This window comes from Alphaproteobacteria bacterium (assembly GCA_030680745.1).
In the GTDB taxonomy this organism is placed as follows: domain Bacteria; phylum Pseudomonadota; class Alphaproteobacteria; order JAUXUR01; family JAUXUR01; genus JAUXUR01.
In genome coordinates, this window is record JAUXUR010000065.1 from 1 (window position 1) to 19,253 (window position 19,253).

A 19,253-nucleotide genomic window follows, 5' to 3' on the forward strand; every position below is an offset into this window, starting at 1 on the left:
CCCAATTAATCTCGTGGTAGACCACCACGTTAATAGGACAGATGTGTACATACAGCAATGTATTTAGCTTACTGTTACTAATAAGATGATCGGCTTGATCTTTCCGATTCTTCTTTATTCCTTTCTAAAATTAGATCTCAGAAATTATATCGAATACAAATGTCTACAATAATTGTTTTACTTACTTTCAAAAAAGAGCTCAAGCTTAATCGCTTTAGCTCTTTTTTTTGTGTTTGATATTACTAATGAGTTTAAAAAAGATCTGAAGTGATATGCTTCCTATCCTTTTTTTATTCTTTATATCGGTTTGATTTATAATTTGTTGGTAGTAAATCATCATATTATACAATGAAATCAATTCGTTAAAAATTGTTTATAAAATTAAGTTGGAGAAAACATGTCTATCACTAACCTTATCAAAATATCTTTGTTATCCTTAGTTCTTTTATCCAAAATGTCTTTTGCTATTAAAATTAATGGTGAGGAGGTTATTTTTCCTGATGGCGCAAGTGATAAGCACTATGTTATTAAGTCGTATCAGTCTCCTAGAGGAGGCGCTTGGGCAATCCAGATACATGATGATGAAGTTACGTTATCATCGCTAGAGATTGTTAATATGCCCGAGCTCGTTCAATCATGTAAGGAAAATTTTGAAAAAATAGATTCTGGTGATATGCAGCCATCCTATTCTTATAAAAATTTATCTTTTAAAGCTGCAAGTTTTAATTTTGAAAAAACTCTTTTGATTGCAGAAGACAAATTAAATATGAACGCAGGGGGTAAAATAAATATTCAGGATTCGATAGCTGATGTTGGGGGGATATGTATTCTTAAAGCACTTCAGATGAATTTTAAAAACATGATATTTCGTACGGAAAACAGTGTTGTTTTAGAAAATAAACTTGAAGGGGGAGCAGAAAATTGGCTGAAGGCAATAGAAGTATTTTCTCATAACATTGATAATGTCTCTTTTTTACGATTAGATGGCAGCATTAATTTTGAAGAACCATCTATTCCTGGAAAATTTATGGTTTTCGGTGCTAATAAAATTTCCATAGTTATTAAGAAACTTGACGATGATTTACTTCAACAACCTGAAACACATGGCATAAACACATCAACTAATGTCATTGATTTGCCAACAGGTTTTGATGCTTTGTGCTATCTTCATATGTACCAAGACTTATATGATCATGCCCAAACATTATCCTCGGATGAAGAAAAAAGAAAATTTGCTATAACTCATTATCTAACGTCTGGAGAAAGTGAAGGAAGAAAATATTTTGATCCTTTTGCCTATCTATATTTGTATGAAGACCTATACAATGCTGCTGAAAAATTATCTACAGATGACGAAAAAAGAACATTTGCTATATGGCATTTTTTAACTTTTGCAAAAAATGAAGGAAGAAAATATTTAGAAATTCTACCTGAGAATTTTGATGCTTCCTGCTATCTTTACTATTATGAAGACTTATATTACGTTGCTGAAACACTATCCTCAGATGAGGACAAAAAGAAATTTGCTTTAAAACATTATTTAAGGTACGGAAAAAGTGAAGGGAGAAAATATTTTAATCCTTTTACCTATCTTCGCTTGAATCAAGACTTATATGATTTTGCCCAAACACTATCCTCAAATGAGGAAAAAAGAAAATTTGCAATAAATCATTATTTAACACACGGAAAAAAGGAATCAAGAAAGTTTATGTAACAATAGCATAAAAAGTATTCCGCCTTCTATGTTGTTTGTTAATTAAACACGACCTTACACCCTTCATTTTACTGAAGGGTGTCTCTTAATTAGAACAATTCGTCCTCTCGAATCAACATCATAGATCTGATATGATGAATTTAAAACTGGTCTAAAAAATCAGGTAACAAATTTTCATTATATACTCATTTAAACTCAAAGTGCCGATTTTAAAGTCTGGAAATTATCATTAATCCTATCAACCATATCGCCTGCTATTGTAGGCCATGTAATTTTAAAAAAGTTCATGATTGATGTACGAAAATCTTTAGCTGATGGAAAAAATTTATTATTACAAACATGCTCGTTCATGACTTTCCATAAGCGTTCAATCAGATTTAAATTTGGACTGTAAGGGTGCAAATAGTGCAAAGTTATACCACAATCTTTGGCAGCCTCCTGTGTTGCAAGGCTTGTATTGTATGGGCTACGATCTAAAATCAAGTGAATTTTAGGGGTATCTGGATATTTTAATTTCAATTTTTAATCCAGAAACAAATAATTCTGGTATAGCACATATATCTGACGAAAACATAAAAGACATTGACAATAATTTAGCATCTCAAGACAATAAGGATTATCTATCAGGTTTTCAGGAATTTATTAGATCGATGGCAGGAAACACTGATCCATCTTTATTAGAAATTACTTTGGGTCAAGTCCCGTGGTTTTTTGTTAAAATTATAAATTAAAAAATTTTACCTTTTCATTATTTGTCCTACAAAATATAAAGAACCTGTAAATATTATCTTTGTATTAAAGCTTAAAGATTTATTAAGATTTTCTAAAAATGTATCCAAATCAGTAATTTCTTGAATTTTTATACCCATTTTAGAAGAAATATTAATTAATGCAGAAGATGAAATGAAATCATCTGACGGATTTTGATAGGCATATAAATTATAATTTTTATGTTTGAATGACTCTAAAAACAAAACAGGATCTTTTGTTTTAGAAAGACTAATAACAATGTGTAGATCGCATTCTTTTGACCATTCATCTAAAGTCTTCAATAAAACTTGAGCGCCACCTTGATTATGAGCGCCATCTACCCAAATTTCAGCATCTGATTTTAAGGATGAAATCTGCTGAAGTCTTCCTGGCCATTGCGTATTTTTAATAGCATCGACAATAATATCTTGTTGAATATTATATCCTTTTTTCTTAAGAACAACACTTGCCATAATAGCCAAGGAGGCATTGGCTAATTGGTGTTGACCTTGTAATCCTAAAGTCGGAACGATTATTTCCATATTAGACTTCTTTTGAAACTCTACTACTGTGGTCGATTGATGCGTCGTTTCGGTACTCAGATCCTTATGTATATAAGGATACACTGCGGTCTTCCGTGCCGAATCTTCTATCACTCGCCTCACATTAGCGTGTTTCGAAAGAAGTCTATTACCTGATTGAAAACTAAAGCCTTTATCAATTTGTTTAAAACTATAATCACGATCAAAAATTTTTCCTTCTAATGCATTATCGATTATATAATTTTGATAAAAATCAAGAATCTCTGGATTGTTTTGACCAATTAAATTAACAGAAGATTTTTTTAAAATGCCTGCCTTTTGAAAGGCAATTTCTTTCAATGTCTTGCCTAATACATCTTGATGATCATATGAAATAGATGTAATTAAACTTAATATTGGATTTTCGATGATATTGGTTGCATCATGAAGACCTCCAAGACCTGTTTCGATGAGACAAAAATCAGCTTTTGTTTGACTGAAACTTAAGAATGCAACACATGTTAACAATTCAAACCAAGTAAGTTGAATATCTGATGCTGCTTTTTCACATAATTGAATGAGCTCAATTAAATAGTTATCGTCAATTTCTTGATTAGCAAGAACAAAACGTTCATTTAATTTGACAAGATGCGGTGATGTGAAAACATGAACTTTAAAATCGTGCGCTTTCAATATGGTATAAAGAAAAGCGATCGTTGAACCTTTTCCATTTGTGCCTGCAACATGAATTACAGGTGGTAATTTTAAATGTGGATTACCAAGATTGTGTAAAACAGAAAACAGTCGATCAAAAGTTAAATCTAAAAATCGTGGATAGGCAAAAACTTTATCTTCTAAAGTAGAAGGTATTGAATTATAGCTCATTTTTACAGAATTCTTTTTTTAAAATATAATGCGCGAGGAGGGTGAGCGAATTTTGAACATCACACCACCTACGTCCCGCGGCATGACCGCCGGATACAAAAAAAATTTTTAAAAGTATAGATAAATAGTTACATTTTATTTTTTCAGCATGGACCCCGCGGTCAAGCCGCGGGGCGTAGCAGGGGGGGGCTGGGTAATTAAATTGAATTTTAATATAAAAGCAGTCTATCATTTCATATCCTTTGTACTGAAATTCAACAAAATTAAATACATATTATATCTCTTCGAAACTCTGTCACTAGAAGTAAATACTCTTTCCAATTAAAATATGCAGACATTTTCTTGATTTTTTACTGCATTAATTGTTATAGTCTCTTTATTACAAATATCGTATAAAAATAAGGATACATCATGATCGAAAGAAAGCAAACCATTGCCGTCAAAATTGGTTCTATTCAAGTAGGTGGTGGTGCGCCCGTTGTTGTACAATCAATGACAGATACTGAAACGGCAAATGTTGAAGCGAGCGTTGCTCAAATTAAGGCGCTCGCTGATGCAGGATCAGAACTTGTGCGTCTGACAGTTAATGATGAAGATGCAGCTAAAGCTGTCCCCCTTATTCGCAAAAAATTAGATGCTTTAGGCTGTCATGTTCCCTTGATTGGTGATTTTCATTATAATGGACATCGGCTTCTAACATCTTATCCTGAATGTGCTCAAGCTCTTGATAAATATCGTATTAATCCAGGCAATGTAGGCTTTGGTGAAAAACATGATCCTCAATTCAAAATGATGATTGATGTTGCTATAAAATATAATAAGCCAGTACGCATCGGTGTTAATTGGGGCAGCTTAGATCAAGGATTGCTCGCACAATTAATGGACCAAAATGCAAGTGCTAAAACACCCAAAGAAGCAAATGTTATTCTACAAGATGCCCTTGTTTTATCAGCATTAACAAGTGCTAAAAAAGCGCAAGAAATAGGCCTTCCCAAAAATAAAATTATTTTGGCTTGCAAAGTAAGCCGCGTTCAAGAATTGTTGCAAGTTTACAGAAGGCTTGCTGCAGAAGATAATTATGCGCTTCATCTAGGTCTCACAGAAGCGGGTATGGGATCTAAAGGTATTGTTGCGTCTTCGATTGCTATTGGCGCTATGCTTCTTGAAGGTATTGGTGACACGATTCGTGTGTCTTTAACACCTGAACCAGGGTCATCCCGCACAAAAGAAGTTATTGTTTGCCAAGAAATTCTTCAAACAATGGGTATACGCTCTTTTGCCCCTATGGTTTCTGCGTGTCCCGGATGTGGGCGTACAACAAGTTCGTTCTTTCGCGAACTCGCAGGCGAAATACAAACTTATTTACGCGATCGTATGCCTGCATGGAAAAACGTTTACAAAGGCGTTGAAACAATGAATGTGGCCGTGATGGGATGTATCGTTAATGGACCTGGAGAAAGTAAGCATTCCAATATTGGTATTAGTCTTCCAGGAAGTGGTGAATCACCAGCAGCACCCGTTTTTGTCGATGGCAGGAAAGTTGCAACACTTCGCGGTGATAATATTGTTGATGAGTTTAAAGCTATTTTAGAAGATTATGTAGACACAAAATATGGCGCATTCAAAAAAGCAGCTTAAGACCCAACCTATGGGCAAATTCGTTGTCAGATCGAAGCAAAGGTACTCATGTACTTAGGTACATTCCGTGCCGGTTCTAGTTCCTTCTAGACTTTGCCACATAATCTGAGCAGTTATTTGGCTAAACATTTTGTAAAATTAAAAAATAGTATAAAACTTATCTTGAAAAAGGAAAAAATGATATTACTCTTAAAGGTGATAGCAATTACTGACAAAAAAAAATGTTAAAAATTCTTTACCTTTTTATGCTTACTTTTGTATCTTTTTCACTGAATGCCGAAAACTATTGTAGGGTGCCTGAATCAAAAAGATCTGCTCAAGCTAAAGAGCGCGTGCTTGCAAAACTTAAAACAGCCTTGCAACAAAAAAAATTAGAATTAGGCAGTAATGTTTTTGTTAGAATCTTCAAAAAAGACAAAGAATTAGAACTTTGGATTAAAGGAAAAGATACATTCCAACTTTTCAAAACCTACCCTATTTGTGCAATGTCTGGTGTTTTAGGGCCTAAAATGAAACAGGGTGATAAACAAGCACCTGAAGGTTTTTATACACTCTCGGCAGATAGCTTGCATCCGAACAGCCAATATCATTTAGCGCTTAATGTTGGCTATCCTAACCATTACGACAAAGCGATGGATTCAACAGGATCACATATCATGATTCATGGTGATTGTTGCTCAGTTGGATGTTTTGCAATGACGGATCCTCAAATTGAAGAAATTTATACCCTTATCCATTTCGCTTTGGAAGCTGGCCAAAAACAAGTACCTTTGCATATTTTTCCTTTTCACTTAAAGCCTGAGCATTTAAAAAATCATATAAAAAGTTCGTGGTACTTTTTCTGGTCAATGTTACAGCCTGTTTATTTAGAATTTGAAAAAACAAAAATACCGCCTCTTATAAAAATTAAAGATAAGCTTTATTGTTTTGCTGAAAGTAGTAATTCTTAATGATTTCTCACACTATTTTAGACTTTAAATCGACATTACCCAATCGTGGCAGATTATTAGGATTTGATTTAGGTGAAAAGACATTAGGCATTGCTCTTTCTGATCTTGATCGCATGATTGCCACCCCACTTGAAACGCTTATTAAAGATAAATTCTCAAAATTATTGGAAGAAATTCAAACTATTATTCAAAAACATAACATTAAAGGCATTGTCATCGGATTGCCTATGAATATGAATGGGTCTGAGGGTCCTCGGTGTGAATCAGTACGCCAATTTGCAAAAAACATTGAACCCTCTATTGATCTACCGCTGCTTTTTTGGGATGAACGCCTTTCAACAATGGCTGTAAGCCGCATTATGATTGAAGCTGATTTAACGCGCAAAAGACAAAAGCAAGTTGTTGATAAAATGGCAGCGTCTTATATATTGCAAGGTGCTTTAGACGCATTGAAGTATTAGATCTTTTTCGAAATTTACTACTGTCATTTTGGTATTAGACTTCTTTCAAAACTCGCTAATGTGGGACGAGTGATAGAAGATTCGGCACGGAAGACCACAATGTATTCTTTATACATGAGGATCTGAGTACCGAAACGACGCATCAATCGACCACAGTCGTAGCGTTTCGAAAGAAGTCTCTTCAAGTTTCTTTAAACAATTCACGACCAATAAGCATACGTCTTATTTCGGATGTGCCTGCGCCGATTTCATATAATTTAGCATCGCGTAAAAGTCTACCCACTGGATATTCATTGATATAACCATTGCCGCCTAAACATTGAATCGCTTCTAAGGCCATCCAAGTCGCTTTTTCAGCAGAATATAAAATTGCACCCGCTGCATCTTTGCGTGTTACTTCACCGCGATCACAAGCCTTTGCCACCATATAAACATATGATTTACAAGCCATATAGGTTGTATACATATCCGCAAGTTTGCCTTGCATGATTTGGAACTCACCAATCGCTTTCCCAAATTGTTTACGTTCATGCACATAAGGTAAAACGATATCGAGTGCTGCCTGCATAATGCCTAATGGACCACCTGAAAGGACTAAACGTTCATAATCAAGGCCACTCATTAAGACTTGAACGCCTGCATTAAGTCCGCCTAAAATGTTCTCTTCAGGGATTTCACAATTATCAAAAACAAGCTCACAAGTATCAGAACCACGCATACCCAATTTGTCTAATTTTTGTGCTGTACTAAAGCCTTTCATGCCTTTTTCAATGATAAAAGCCGTAATACCTTTCGTGCCACCTTGAGGATCAGTTTTGGCATAAACAACCAAGACATCAGCTTGTGGACCATTGGTAATCCACATTTTGGTGCCATTTAAAATATAACGATCACCTTTTTTATCGGCTTTCAAGCGCATGGATACAACATCAGACCCAGATCCTGCTTCCGACATCGCAAGCGCACCCAAATATTCACCTGATACTAATTTTGGTAAATATTTCATTTTTTGTGCTTTATTGCCATTTATATGGATTTGATTCACACATAAATTGGAATGCGCACCATAACTTAATCCAATGGAAGCAGAGGCGCGTGAGATTTCTTCCATCGCAATCACATGCTCGGTATACCCCATCTGGGCACCGCCATATTCCTCACCCACCGTGACACCAAGCACCCCTAAATCCCCTAATTTTGGCCATAAATGCCGGGGAAATTCATTATTATGATCAATTTCTTGCGCAATAGGCGCTATTTCTTTTTGCGCAAAGCTTTTAACAGAATCGCGTAATAAAGTTGCTGTTTCGCCGAGATCAAAATTTAAAAAGGGGGAACGGTTAGGAATCATTTTAAATCCTTATAGTAAAAAGATGGATGCTAATCCTAAAAACAAGAAAAAGCCAATCGTATCAGTCATAGCAGATAATAAAACACTTGAGGCGATTGCAGGATCGACAGATGTTTTTGAAAGTCCAATAGGTATCAAAGCACCAACAGTGCCCGCCACAACAAAATTACCAATCATAGCAATACCAATGGTAATACCAAGATTAATATGCTGGAACCACAACGCAGAGGCAACACCTGTTATAACAGCAAAAATAATACCATTTGCAATAGCTACAAAAATTTCTTTAAAAGCCAATCGTCGTGCATTTAATTCTGTAATTTCTTTGGTCGCAAGACCGCGAACGACTACCGTCAAGGTCTGCGTCCCTGCATTGCCGCATAAAGCTGGCACAATAGACATTAAGACGGCAAGCTCGACAAGATGATCAATGGTCGTTGAAAAACAGGAAATTACAAAAGAAGATAAAAAGGCTGTGCCTAAATTGACAAGCAACCAAGGAAAACGCATTTTGAGCGTTTCAAAAACAGCACTCGATGTATCTTTTTCAGAGACACCACCTAGGTGCATAATATCTTCTTCAGCTTCCTCGTTAATAACATCAACAACGTCATCAACGGTAATAACACCGACCAAACGTTCGTCTTGATTAATAACGGGCGCTGAAACCAACCCATATTTTCTAAAAAGAGAGGCAACTTCTTCTTGATCCATATCAACGGGTATTGGCCAATATTGCTTGTCCATAAGTTCGTTTACAAAAACTTCACGTTGGCTACGTAATAAACGTGATACGGTCAACACACCAACGGGTCGATATTTAGGATCTACTACAAAAACAGCGTAAAAATCTCTAGGTAAATCAACATTTAAACGAATAAGATCAATGGCTTGTCCTACTGTCCAATGTTCTGGTGTTACAACCATTTCTCGTTGCATAAGCCGTCCCGCACTATCCTCGGGATAATGAAGACTTTGCTCGAGAATCGCACGATCCCGCGCAGGCATGGCCTGTAACAAATCGTTACGTTCTTCTTCTTCCAAATCTTTAATAACGTCAATGACGTCATCGCTTTCAAGATTTGGCAATAAAGAAGCAAAACGATCGCGTCCTAAAAGTTCTAAAACTTCTTCTTGGACATGTTCTTCAAGATAAGGCAATACTTCGGGATCAAGTGCTGAAGATAAAGAGGTGATCAACGCCACACGGTCAAGTTCTTTAGATTTATTTAATAAATCAGCAAGATCCGCCGCATGTAAAGGTTCAACAAGATGCTGTACCTGTTCTTGGTCCCCATGATTGAGCGCATCATGAAGCGCATCCATAAACTCAGGCGTCAGCTGAAAATAAATTTCTTGTTGATCAGGCAATGGCGTAATCCCCTCTTTTTCCAGTCTCTTTCAGCACAAGTTTTTTTTTGGCTAAACGACTTTGGGCATCAACAACAGCAAGAGCCGCCATATTAACAATCCCACGCACTGTTGTTGAAGGTGTTAATATATGCGCGCTTTCGGCAACACCTAAAAGCATAGGACCAATCGAAAGTCCTTCACCCAAGCTTTTCAATAGATTGAGCGCAATGTTGGCTGCATCTAAATTAGGCATAACAAGTACATTAGCCATGCCTTCTAATTGCGCATTCGGAAAAATCGACGCACGTATTTCTGGTTGAAGCGCCATATCTGCATGCATTTCACCTTCTATTTCAAGATGCGGTGCCTTCGTTCTCACAAGATCAAGGACATTACGCATTTTTTGCGCTGAAGCTGATCTTGAAGATCCAAAATTAGAATGGGATAAAAGTGCAATTTTAGGTTCTAACCCAAAACGTTTTACCATGTCGGCTGCTAATATTGCAATTTCCGAAAGTTGTTCTTCAGTAGGATCTTGGCAAAGATAGGTATCCGTTAAAAAGACCGTTCCTTTAGGCATCACAACGGCACTTAAAGCGGCTGCAACTTTAACCCCTTCAGACAAACCTAACATATCATAAATATAATGATAATGTTCAGGATAGGTACCGACCAAACCACATAACATGGCATCGGCTTCGCCACGCAACATCATGAGCGTTGCAATCAATGTTGTTTCCGTGCGGACTTCTGTTTTAGCAATAGAAGGTGTTACGCCTTTGCGTTGCATTAACGTGTGATACAGGCTCCAATATTCATGAAAACGAGGATCATCTTCAGGATTTACGATCTCAACATCTTTATTAAGCTTCAATCTTAAGCCTAATCTTTCAACGCGGTGGGCAATAACTTCGGGACGACCAATCAAGATAGGATGTACTAATTTTTCATCCAACAATACTTGAACAGCCCGTAAAACTTTTTCTTCTTCACCTTCCGCAAAAACCAAACGCATGGGATTTTTACGGGCCGTTTGCATAACTGAACGCATTAAAAAACTAGAACGATACACATAAGAATGAAGAGTGTGCTTATAGGCTTCAAAATCTTTAATAGGGCGCGTTGCAACACCACTTTCCATGGCGGCCTTGGCTACAGCAATCGGTATTTCAAGGATTAATCTTGGATCAAAGGGTTTTGGTATTAAATAATCAGGACCAAATTTTTGATCCTCGTCCCCATAAGCCCGTGCGACAATATCAGATGATTCGGCCATCGCAAGATTTGCCAAAGATTCGATACAAGCGAGTTTCATCGCATCGTTAATTTCAGTGGCCCCCACATCAAGCGCGCCTCTAAAAATAAAGGGGAAACACAAGACGTTATTTACTTGATTGGGGTAATCTGAACGACCTGTTGCAATGATCGCATCGCTTCGAATTTTTTTGATCTCTTCAGGTAAAATTTCAGGTTCAGGATTAGCAAGCGCTAAAATAAGCGGTGATTTTGCCATTAAGGCCACCCCTTCTTTCGGCAGGGCTTTAGGTGCTGATAATCCTAAAAATATATCTGCATCTTGCATAATATCGACAATTTTACGCGCGTTAGTTTCTTGTGCATACATGGATTTACGTGGATCCATGGCAATTTCGCGACCTTTATACACGACACCATAAAGATCTGAAACATAAACATTTTCGCGTTTTAAGCCCATTTTTACAAGCTGATCAAGACACGCGAGCGCTGCAGCGCCAGCACCCGAACAAACAAGTTTAACGTTTGCAATATCTTTTTTAACAACGCGCAATCCATTACGAATGGCTGCTGCTACGATAATAGCCGTCCCATGTTGATCATCATGAAAAACAGGAATCGTCATGCGTTTTTTTAATTTTTCTTCAATTTCAAAACATTCTGGCGCTTTAATATCTTCTAAATTGATACCGCCGAAGGTAGGCTCTAAACTAGCAATAATATCAACAAGCTTATCTGGATTTTTTTCATTAATTTCAATATCAAAAACATCAATGCCGGCGAATTTTTTAAAGAGAACAGCTTTCCCTTCCATGACAGGTTTGGCAGCCAAGGGACCAATATCACCTAAGCCTAAAACCGCCGTTCCATTGGTAATAACAGCCACTAAATTTGAACGTATTGTATAATCAGCAGCGCGTGCCGGATTTTCAGCAATAGCAAGGGAAGGGGCTGCAACACCTGGCGAATAAGCAAGCGACAAATCGCGTTGATTGGCAAGCGGTTTCGTGGGCACAACAGAAATCTTACCTGGTGTCGGATCACGATGATAATCAAGCGCACTTTTTGACATATTTTTAGCCAATTCAACCTCTATAGAAGATTCAAGTCCTTTAAAAAGGGCTATTTTATTTTACCTTAATGGGCTTGCCATGGAAAGGGAATACAGATACGTTCACAACATCTTTCTGTATTTAAATTGAAAGCATCCACAATGAACAATATTATCATTCGACCCAAAACAAATTCAGACCATAAAATCCTTGAAAAATTTATAACACTTTATTGGGGTGGAGAACCTTTAATCGTCCATGGCAAAAAATATTTTACAAAAGATTTAGAAGGATATTTAGCGTTTAACAACGAAGAATGTATCGCGTTTTTGCTTTTTGAACGCCAAAAAATTAATTGGGAAATCATTGTGTTTGAATCTTTCTCTAAATTTTCAGGCATTGGCACAAAATTACTTAATGCTTTATTCGGTGAAGCCCAAAAAAACAATTGCCCTCAAATTCATGTCATGACAACAAATGATAATTTGGATGCTTTGCGTTTTTATCAGCGTCGTGGCTTTGTGTTATCAGGCATCTTTCTTGACGTGGTTGATTATGCACGTAGCTTAAAACCCAGCATCCCAGCTTTAGGCGATTACGATATTCCAATTCGTGATGAATTAATGCTTGTTTATAGATTTTAATCAAAAATTAATTTTTTTCAGATAATATAAAGGAATATGAAGGCTTAAAAAGGAGAGAAAAATGAGCATAATATCAAAACGTATATGGGCAAATATTATTGATTTCATGTTATTTGGCGCATTTTTTCACTTTTTTTATGAACTTCTTTTACAATTTAAAATTTTACATTTAGATTCAGATGCCATTTCCTTCTTAAAAGGTGCTTTATTTACTGGTTTTTTTACTTTATATTTTGGCATCCTAGAAAGCTCTAATTGGCAAGCATCCATTGGTAAAAAAATCATGGGTCTTATATTGTGCGATGCTCAAGGTAATCGCCTTGGTTTTTGGATGTGTTTTACACGTGCTCTTGTCTTTCAATTTATATGGCCAATTACTGTTATTTATGCACTTTTTACTAAAAAAGAAGAATTTCTTCATGATACAGCTTTTGATCATACACAAGTAAAAATGAAAGAAAAATAAAATGAGCATTACATCAAAACGCATATGGGCATATTTTATTGATTTAATATTTGTTTTCGCATTATTTTATTTACTTCATATGTTTGTCGGTAAATCCGAGCACGTCGAAACAATTTCTATTATTCCAGGAACAAATACATTTCAACATATTAAAACGTTTTCTTTTACCCCCGCGTCCTTAGATTTTTCATGGCTTAACATTTTATTTTTTCATATTTTATTAATTATATATTTTACAATTTTAGAAAGTTCAAAATGGCAAGCATCAATTGGTAAAAAGATAATGGGGCTTATATTATGGGATGCTAAAGGCAATCGCCTTGGTTTTTGGATGTGTTTTAAACGCACTTTTGTCTTCCAGATTATATGGTGGTTGGAAATGATTATTGGCGCTAGATCACCAAAACAAGAATTTCTACATGATTTAATTTTTGAACATACAAAAGTAATAAATAAATAGTAAAAAAATTCTAAATATTATACATATTTTTTATAGCGTAAAGACATTTTAACGGCAATTGGAATCAGGATAATCGCTAATATCAAGGACGCGATACCACCTGCACCAACGTCACCAGGATAAATATAATGCCGCACAAAAACACCAATACCTGCAATGAAAATCCCAATAAAAGCTGCAATCATATTGCTTGCGTGAACATAACGCCAATCTGGCCCTTTGAACCTGATAGCTATAATAGCGCGTATAATCCAATAGATGGTTGCAACTGAAAGAATGTGAATAAAGCTAAGATCGCCAAAGCTGGGAATCCAAAAACTGGCAATCATGCTGATCAACATTAAGGTAACAAAACTCCACCCCATTATTTTATGGATTTTGTCACCTTTAAGGCGGAAAAAAATAAAAATGGCTAAAAAAAGAGGTGGTATTATACAAATTGCATGCAAATAGATCGCAAACATAGGTTTATTTGTCGCCTGTTTTTAAAATATCAATAAAGGCTGAATGCGGGATTTCGACTTTACCGAATTGACGCATTTTTTTCTTACCTTCTTTTTGCTTTTCAAGAAGTTTACGTTTACGGCTAATATCACCACCATAACATTTAGCTAACACGTCTTTACGGAAGGCTTTAATTGTTTCGCGTGCGACGATTCGACCACCAACAGCTGCCTGAATAGGTATCTGAAACATTTGGCGTGGGATAAGATCTTTTAACTTTTCACAAACAGCACGACCCCTTGTTTCACCGACGGAACGATGCATCATCATAGATAAAGCGTCTACTGCTTCACCATTCACAAGAATGGACATTTTAACAAGGTCACCAACACGGTAATCTGCAATGGCATAATCAAAACTTGCATATCCACGGCTGACAGATTTTAAACGATCATGAAAATCGAAAACAACTTCGTTAAGTGGCAATTGATAAATAAGCATCGCGCGTTGACCCACGTAAGTGAGTTCTTCTTGAATGCCACGTTTTTCAGTGCAAAGCGCTAAGACTGCTCCTAAATAGTCGTCAGGCACCATGATTGTGGCTTTAATCCAAGGTTCATGAATCTCTGAAATTTTAATGGGATCTGGAAGATCTGCAGGATTATGAACTTCCTCCATCGTGCCATCAATTTTATAAACATTATAAACAACCGAAGGAGCTGTTGTTAAAAGATCAAGATTAAATTCACGTGATAATCTTTCTTGAATGATTTCAAGATGAAGCAGGCCTAAAAAGCCGCAGCGGAATCCAAAACCAAGGGCGGCTGACGTTTCCGGTTCAAAGGAAAAACTGGCATCGTTAAGGCGTAATTTTTCAAGACCTTCTCGTAAATTATGATAGTCGGCCGCATCAATAGGGAAAAGACCACAAAACACAACAGGAATCGACGGTTTGAAGCCAGGCAATGCTTCCGAACATGAATTTTTTTCGTCTGTGACCGTATCGCCCACTTTACAATCGGCCACATATTTAATGCCTGCCGTAAAAAAGCCAACTTCACCAGGGGATAATTCAGGAATATCTGTTAATTTGGGTTTGAAAATACCAACGCGTTCAACGTTATACGTACCACCAGTCCCCATCATTTTGATTTTCATGCCTTTTTTAAGCACGCCGTCTTTAATACGGACTAAAATCACAACACCTAAATAGGCATCATACCAACTATCAACCAATAATGCTTGTAGTGGGGCATCTTCATTGCCTTTTGGCGCAGGTAAGCGTGTGATGATTGCTTCTAAAACTTGATCAATGTTTAATCCTGTTTTAGCTGAAATTTCAACTGAATTGCTGGTATCGAGGCCTATTACGTCTTCAATTTGCTTTTTAACGCGATCTGGTTCCGCAGCGGGTAAATCTATTTTGTTGAGAACAACAACGAATTCATGGTTGTGATCAATGGCTTGATACACGTTTGCAAGTGTTTGTGCTTCAACCCCCTGAGACGCGTCCACGACTAAAATGGAACCCTCGCACGCTGATAAAGATCTGCTGACTTCATAAGAAAAATCGACATGACCTGGTGTATCAATAAGATTAAGTTGATAAACAACGCCATCTTTTGCAGGATAGCTGAGACGAACGGTTTGCGCTTTAATCGTAATACCGCGTTCGCGCTCAATATCCATGGAATCGAGAATTTGATTTTTCATGTCGCGTGATTCAATCGCACTACATTTTTCAATAAGGCGATCAGCAAGCGTTGATTTACCGTGATCAATATGGGCGATAATGGCAAAATTACGAATTTTATCAGTTTTAGTCATCAAATCCTCAGTCTATAAAAAGTCTAGCGTTGAGCACATATCATGCAAGCAAACCCTGGAAGAATGACTATAGTATAATTGATATGGAAAGCAAAACCAATTTCTAATTCTAATTGCTTAGATTATGGACAAATTCTTCGTTAGCGTATGTTGAAACTAAACTAAGCAGATTAGATTAAAGTTTAGAAAATCTAAAAACTGTGCATAAGATGTGCAGTTCCAGTATTGTTTATAATTAGCCTTAGATTTCCCAGGGGAATACTATCCAAGTATCCTGACTCACTTCTGTCACAAAACTATCAACCAATGGCTTGCCATTTGCTTTAGCGTATACTGTCGCAATATGAGCCTTGGGGAGCATTTCACGAATTAAAGTAGCCGTCGTGCCTGTGTCGACCAAATCATCAATGACAAGCACGCCTTCATCATCGCCACCTACTTTTTTCAAAATTTCAGCTTTGCCAATTTGGTAATCGTGGTAGCTAATGATACAAACTGTATCGATTAGACGAATATCAAGCTCCCAAGCAACAATTGCTGCAGGGACTAGACCACCACGCGTAACGGCTATAATTCGATTGAAAGGCCCAAGAGTTGATAATCGCCAAGCAAGTGCACGCGCATCGCGATGAAATTCTGCCCAGGAAATTGGAAATGTTTTAGGTGTTGTAATTGCTGCTGACATTATCATGAGATCTCTTGCCATTTAGCTTCATTTTTATATGGCGCGCCCGAAGAGATTCGAACTCCTAGCCTTCTGATTCGTAGTCAGATGCTCTATCCAGTTGAGCTACGGGCGCAGCGTCATTTGATTAACTCGCAAGATAGTCAACTTTCATCTAAAAAGCAAGCCTTAAATTAGTTTATTTAAGTTAGGTATCAAAACACTCAAAAAATTAATGTGAAGAAGCTAGCGCATCAACAAAAGTTTGAATGGTTCTAAGGCGTCCTGCTTCTACTGTATTGCCTGCGCTAGGGTGTTGTATATGCATAGGCAAAACCATGTCGCCCACATTAAATTTTACACGTACGGCTTCACCAGGTGTAATATAAGCTTCTTTATCAACCAAACTTAAAAGACGTGATAAATATTTGGTCATTTTACGCTTTTTAAGTTTAGGTTTTTTGAGTTCTTCAACTAACCTATCAATTTTTATTTTTTTTTGTGCAGATTCTTGATCTTCAATTTCATCTTGGTTGAGAGGATTAGCATCCTGCTTTAATTTTGTTGAAGGATATTTTTTCCAAGGTTCATAATCTATTTCAGAAGATAAAGATAATGTTTTTGTTGAGGTCTCTATTGGCGTTTGATTACTATCAACAAAGCAATCATCTGGCTCTGTCAAATCAACTTGTTCATCATCAGAAAAAATAGGAATCGTATCGCCAGATGATGAATCCTCATCGTTAGGATTGATGTCGAACTTATTATTTATAGAATGCTCATATAATGATTGATGTTCTAAAATTTTTTGAGTAATTGAATGATGAAAAGCAGCGTCTTTTGATCCAAGTCGTTTTCCAATTTCGAAATAGTGATGCGCTTCAGTATAATTTGAATGTAATAATTCCATAAACCCAAGCAAAAAATATCCTTTTTTTTCATCATGTTTATTATATTTTAAATCTACAACTTTTAGTAAAACTTCTTTTACTTCGTCATATTTTAAATCTTCTAGATAATAAATGCACAAGCTGGCATAGGGAATAAGAGCGTTATTTGAACCAAAATCAATTGCCATTTTAAAGTAATGTGCTGCTTCTTTATAATTTTTTTCTTGTAAATAAATTGACCCTAATTCTAATGCAAAAACCCCTTTTGTTTTTTCTATATTTTCGAATGGGATAGGATTAAGAAGGAGATCTTCTTCTAAAAATAATTTTATATATTTTTGAGTATGTTCATTTTTTTTATCTAATGTTTCGTGAAGCCAATCTGGATTTGATAAAATTTGGCATATAATAAATAAATTTGTGGAAGTTGGGTCTAGTTCATATGATAATAATGCCCAATTATAGGTTTCAACACAATATGAGTTTTCGTTTGTGTTTAAAAAATATATAAGACCAACAAGCGTTGCATATTGTAATAATTTTTCATGATTAGGCAAGTTGTGCATCAATGAAAGATTAATGATTTTGTTGAAATTTGCAGCAAATGAATTGTCAATGAGGTTAAATTTTTTCTTAACAAGTCCATCAAAAAAATAACAACTTGATATTTCGTTAATTAAATATTCAATATTATCCCTTGTTTTACATTGTTCAAACAAGGAGGTATATAAGTTTTTTAATTCTTCAGTATTTTTTTCATGTTGCCGTATAATTTTAGACAACATGAATCCGCAATTTATATTGCCTAAACGATACCCAATCTCAGCATAACAAGCTGCTTTATGATGTTTTTTGCCTAACATGAAAGTTTCTGAGAGCCATTCCAAGGCGTTGACATTACCAAGGCACGCTAAATGTTGCATAGAAGTAAGATCAAAATGGATTAATGGAGGTTTGTTTTGAGGTGAAAGATCGTCCAAATGACTCACTTCATTTGTGTATAATATAGCCATTTGCAATTGAAGCTCTTCATTATTATTTATTATTTCTTTATTATCTTTATAAAAGTTTATAATTTTTTGTATCGTTTTTATTAAAAATTTGTATTTTGGTTTTACATTTCCAAAATATTGAAAAAATAATGCTAATTTATCTTCAGAAATATTGCTTATTTCTTCAATTGCTTCTAAATCTCCATAACCAACACTAAAAAAAAGTAAAGAATAATATATAAAATCAATCCCTTGAGCGAACAAAATGTCATAATTGTTTTGAATGTCTTCGTAGGTTTCTTGTAACTGATTTAAATCAATTAAAATTACGTATCGTGTTGCAAGATTTATAAAAAATGCTTGCAACACATTGATGTTTTTTATTTTTTCGTGTGTTAAATAGGTGTTTTTATTTTTCAGTAGATCTTTTCTTAGAATTGAAAAAGCTCGTGTTGAGCCGTCATTTGATAATTTGTGAAGTGCTGTTATTGTAGACTTAATTTGATCTCCTTGTTTTGTTATAGATTTTTCTAATTTTCTTACTTCTTTTATAAGTTTTTTATTTTTTTTATCATTTATTAAGTTTTGATATTTTTTTTCATCTTGTATTAAAGATCTATAATTTTTAGCAGGTGCTATATATTGTTTTTCAATAAAATTGCCTAAAATTGTTTTAGAATCATAAAAAGTTTTTTTCCGAATATCCTTTGGTAAATGATCGAATTGTGCTCCTTTTGTACCTTGCTGCGTCAAAATTTGTAAAAAAGCACGTGCAATTAAATTATTATTATTCTCTACCATAGTACACGACACTTTTTTAATTTGATCTAAGGTATTGATTTTTTATAAGAAAACATAGTACAGACAAGATACAAAAAAAGGAGCTGTACAATGATAAAAATGAATACCTTAGATCAAGCAATAAATAATCACTTCG

General features: G+C 35.6%; 16 protein-coding genes, 1 tRNA gene and 1 rRNA gene. 8 read left to right on the forward strand and 10 right to left on the reverse strand.

The window, feature by feature from the left end:
• Both Q8L85_07510 and Q8L85_07515 read left to right on the forward strand, forming a co-directional pair.
• Positions 1 to 102 (forward strand): 23S ribosomal RNA (locus Q8L85_07510); the annotation flags it as partial.
• Between the two features lie 295 nt (positions 103 to 397).
• Positions 398 to 1,714, forward strand: a complete 1,317-nt coding sequence (locus tag Q8L85_07515) for a hypothetical protein (GenBank protein MDP1724534.1) — start codon at positions 398 to 400, stop codon at positions 1,712 to 1,714.
• A gap of 195 nt (positions 1,715 to 1,909) precedes the next feature.
• Here the strand turns inward: Q8L85_07515 and Q8L85_07520 are convergent, their stop codons facing one another.
• Positions 1,910 to 2,233: a transposase gene (locus Q8L85_07520; GenBank protein ID MDP1724535.1), complete on the reverse strand. Its 324-nt coding sequence runs from the start codon at positions 2,231 to 2,233 to the stop codon at positions 1,910 to 1,912.
• Positions 2,234 to 2,451: 218 nt separating this feature from the next.
• The gene (locus tag Q8L85_07525; GenBank protein MDP1724536.1) at positions 2,452 to 3,870 is read right to left on the reverse strand and encodes a folylpolyglutamate synthase/dihydrofolate synthase family protein; all 1,419 of its coding nucleotides are present in this window, start codon (positions 3,868 to 3,870) and stop codon (positions 2,452 to 2,454) included.
• Between the two features lie 411 nt (positions 3,871 to 4,281).
• On the opposite strand from Q8L85_07525, the gene ispG reads away from it, so the two are divergent.
• From ispG to ruvX, 3 genes are all read left to right on the forward strand, one after another.
• Positions 4,282 to 5,508: a flavodoxin-dependent (E)-4-hydroxy-3-methylbut-2-enyl-diphosphate synthase gene (gene ispG, locus Q8L85_07530; protein MDP1724537.1), complete on the forward strand. Its 1,227-nt coding sequence runs from the start codon at positions 4,282 to 4,284 to the stop codon at positions 5,506 to 5,508.
• Between the two features lie 221 nt (positions 5,509 to 5,729).
• Entirely contained in the window at positions 5,730 to 6,458 is a 729-nt protein-coding gene (locus tag Q8L85_07535) for a L,D-transpeptidase family protein (protein MDP1724538.1), read from the forward strand.
• Entirely contained in the window at positions 6,458 to 6,919 is a 462-nt protein-coding gene (gene ruvX / locus Q8L85_07540; protein ID MDP1724539.1) for a Holliday junction resolvase RuvX, read from the forward strand. The genes Q8L85_07535 and ruvX overlap by 1 nt, the downstream gene beginning before the upstream one ends.
• A gap of 181 nt (positions 6,920 to 7,100) precedes the next feature.
• Here the strand turns inward: ruvX and Q8L85_07545 are convergent, their stop codons facing one another.
• The 3 genes from Q8L85_07545 to Q8L85_07555 are packed head-to-tail and all read right to left on the reverse strand — an operon-like array spanning position 7,101 to position 11,961.
• On the reverse strand, positions 7,101 to 8,270 hold the full coding sequence (locus tag Q8L85_07545; protein MDP1724540.1) for an isovaleryl-CoA dehydrogenase: 1,170 nt from the start codon (positions 8,268 to 8,270) through the stop codon (positions 7,101 to 7,103).
• A 9-nt stretch (positions 8,271 to 8,279) separates the two neighbouring features.
• Positions 8,280 to 9,641 (reverse strand): magnesium transporter, encoded by a 1,362-nt coding sequence (gene mgtE / locus Q8L85_07550; protein MDP1724541.1) that lies wholly within the window; start codon positions 9,639 to 9,641, stop codon positions 8,280 to 8,282.
• Positions 9,634 to 11,961: an NADP-dependent malic enzyme gene (locus Q8L85_07555; GenBank protein MDP1724542.1), complete on the reverse strand. Its 2,328-nt coding sequence runs from the start codon at positions 11,959 to 11,961 to the stop codon at positions 9,634 to 9,636. Before Q8L85_07555 ends, mgtE begins: the two co-directional genes overlap by 8 nt.
• Before the next feature lie 129 nt (positions 11,962 to 12,090).
• Between Q8L85_07555 and Q8L85_07560 the strand changes: the two genes are divergently transcribed.
• The 3 genes from Q8L85_07560 to Q8L85_07570 all read left to right on the forward strand — a co-directional run bounded on the left by Q8L85_07560 (position 12,091) and on the right by Q8L85_07570 (position 13,499).
• Positions 12,091 to 12,573, forward strand: coding sequence for a GNAT family N-acetyltransferase (locus tag Q8L85_07560; protein MDP1724543.1), 483 nt, complete (start codon positions 12,091 to 12,093; stop codon positions 12,571 to 12,573).
• A 61-nt stretch (positions 12,574 to 12,634) separates the two neighbouring features.
• On the forward strand, positions 12,635 to 13,039 hold the full coding sequence (locus Q8L85_07565) for an RDD family protein (GenBank protein ID MDP1724544.1): 405 nt from the start codon (positions 12,635 to 12,637) through the stop codon (positions 13,037 to 13,039).
• Position 13,040: 1 nt separating this feature from the next.
• Positions 13,041 to 13,499 (forward strand): RDD family protein, encoded by a 459-nt coding sequence (locus tag Q8L85_07570; GenBank protein ID MDP1724545.1) that lies wholly within the window; start codon positions 13,041 to 13,043, stop codon positions 13,497 to 13,499.
• Positions 13,500 to 13,516: 17 nt separating this feature from the next.
• On the opposite strand, the gene Q8L85_07575 is transcribed toward Q8L85_07570, so the two are convergent.
• The 5 genes from Q8L85_07575 to Q8L85_07595 form a co-directional block, all read right to left on the reverse strand.
• Complete coding sequence (locus Q8L85_07575; protein ID MDP1724546.1) at positions 13,517 to 13,963, reverse strand: hypothetical protein; 447 nt, start codon at positions 13,961 to 13,963, stop codon at positions 13,517 to 13,519.
• 4 nt (positions 13,964 to 13,967) lie between these two features.
• A complete protein-coding gene (gene lepA, locus Q8L85_07580) occupies positions 13,968 to 15,770 on the reverse strand; it encodes a translation elongation factor 4 (GenBank protein MDP1724547.1) in 1,803 nt (600 codons plus the stop codon).
• A gap of 241 nt (positions 15,771 to 16,011) precedes the next feature.
• Complete coding sequence (gene gpt / locus Q8L85_07585) at positions 16,012 to 16,455, reverse strand: xanthine phosphoribosyltransferase (protein MDP1724548.1); 444 nt, start codon at positions 16,453 to 16,455, stop codon at positions 16,012 to 16,014.
• A 38-nt stretch (positions 16,456 to 16,493) separates the two neighbouring features.
• Positions 16,494 to 16,570, reverse strand: a tRNA-Arg gene (locus Q8L85_07590).
• Between the two features lie 96 nt (positions 16,571 to 16,666).
• On the reverse strand, positions 16,667 to 19,117 hold the full coding sequence (locus tag Q8L85_07595) for a hypothetical protein (protein ID MDP1724549.1): 2,451 nt from the start codon (positions 19,115 to 19,117) through the stop codon (positions 16,667 to 16,669).
• Between the last annotated feature and the right edge of the window lie 136 nt (positions 19,118 to 19,253).